Origin of the sequence: Acetomicrobium flavidum (assembly GCF_900129645.1) — a bacterium.
Lineage (GTDB): Bacteria > Synergistota > Synergistia > Synergistales > Acetomicrobiaceae > Acetomicrobium > Acetomicrobium flavidum.
Map to the genome: position 1 here is coordinate 1 of NZ_FSQZ01000003.1, position 2,079 is coordinate 2,079.

Sequence of the window (2,079 nt, forward strand, 5' to 3'; positions counted from 1 at the left end):
ATCGGGATAATTTCATACCTTGAAGTTTCTAAAAATGTAAGGGGTGTAACCCTAGACCTTACAGGCCAGATTAGCAAGGCTGTGGCAGGGCAGCTTGACGAAAACATTCACGCGTTAATGAACAGGATAGAATCTATAGCAAAGACAATTCGAGTAAGATCCATGGATTGGCAAGAAGCTAAAGGCGCCTTGCAGGATCTGTCCGATTCAGAGCCTGCTTTTGAGGGTGGTTTTCTGTCTTGGCCGGACGGCAGGACTGAGACCACCACGAATAAGACCGTAGATATTTCAAATAGGGACTATTACAAGGCCATATTTGAACAGGGTGCTCCTTACGCAATTAGCGAGGCGGTAATTTCGTTAGGCACACAAAAGCCCGCGTTCGTTATCGCCTTTCCCGTTATTGCGGACGGACAACGTATCGGATTGGTGGGCTTCAATGTCTCTTTGGAAAGGTTTGCAGAGCTAGTCAACTCCTTTAAACCCCTGGGTCAGGGCTATGTTGTCTTGGTAGATAACACCGGAACCGTAGTCAGCCACCCAAATATCAACTACATCATGAAGCTAAAACTGTCCGAGGCAGATTCGCAGGGCTTTAAAGGGCTGTCTGCCGTTGGCTCGGAGGTGCTTTCCGGCAAGGAAGGCGTTGCAGACGTTTATGACCCAAACGGCAACAAGCTTAAGGTGTTCTACGCTCCCCTGAAGTATGCCCAGGGCTGGAGCGCCATGGTCGTGATACCTGCAAGCGTGGTAAACGGCATGGTTTCAAAGAGCGTGATCCCCGTAGTGGTAACCATAATCATCGCACTTGTAGTCGTAAGCTTAATGATCTTTTACGTGGCCTCCAGGATGACCAAGCCTCTTGTCGCCATCACAAGCTCTGTGGAAAAGTTTGGTCAGGGCAACTTAGACGTGAGCTTTGAGGTCAAATCTCAAGACGAGATCGGGCGGATAGCTTCAGCATGCAGAGATGCCATAGATAAACTCAGGCAGGTCATCGCCGAGGCTTTCAATATAAGCGTCAAAAACAAGGATGCCTCCGCTAATATGGCCTCCGCGACGCAGGAGATCACGGCGTCACTTGAAAGCATCAATAGTTCCATGCAGGAGATCTATTCTCTGGCCGAGAACAACTCTGCCGCGATTGAAGAAACAAGCGCAGGCATAGAGGAAGTGGCAAGCGGTGCCCAATCTGCAGCAAAAAGCGCGGTTGAAGCGTCTGAAGCTGCAAGAAATGCCATCGATGCAGTAAAGTTAGCAAACGAACAGATGACCGGCTGCACCAAGCAGCTTGAAGTGGTAAGGGACATGTCAAGCGATAGCGTTACAAAGACGGACCATCTCGTCTCTTCCTTGCATTCCATCACCGACTTCGTCAAAGTCATAACGGGCATTGCCGACCAGACCAACCTGCTTGCCTTAAATGCTGCCATAGAGGCTGCACGTGCAGGAGAACACGGCAGGGGCTTTGCGGTTGTCGCCGAGGAGGTGCGAAAATTGGCGGAGCAGTCTTCGAAGGCAGCCCAGGAAATCCAGGGGCTAATGTCAGACTTGGACGTCAACGCCTCCGCTACTGCGTCTACCATAAAAGAAACAGTGGACACCACCATGAAGGTCATAAATGCAGTGGAGGAAACGCAAAAGACCTTACAAAATGCCACGACACAGGTTGCTAAGATCAGCGAATCCATCCAGTCTCTGGCTTCCATAGCAGAGGAACAGTCCGCCTCCACGCAGGAGATGGCTTCCGCGACAAACCAGATAGCCAAGGACGCGACCAGGATGGCCGAGTTGGTGGAAGACATGCAGACAGCTCTCGAAGAGATCGGCAAGACTGCTGAGACAATTGCCCGAGATGCGGTAGGGTTGGACGAGGGGGCCAGAAAGCTCGAAGAGGTACTGTCCTACTTCAGGGCCGCCAATGCGCAGGGTGCGCAGAGGGCAGCCCTGAAGCCTCTGGACTAAATCAGTTTATCTGCAGCAGAGAGGGTACATCGATTCGGCGTAAATTTCGCGGATGACCTCTCTGTCTGCAGGGATAGGTGCCATGGCAAGCAAGCCGTCTAAAGACGGCGTGGT

At 51.5% G+C, this 2,079-nt stretch carries 1 protein-coding gene; it reads left to right on the forward strand.

The window, feature by feature from the left end; translation table 11 throughout:
• Positions 1-1,965: methyl-accepting chemotaxis protein (locus BUQ78_RS09930; RefSeq protein WP_074200241.1), on the forward strand; the 1,965-nt coding region annotated here is incomplete at its 5' end.
• Positions 1,966-2,079: the final 114 nt, after the last annotated feature.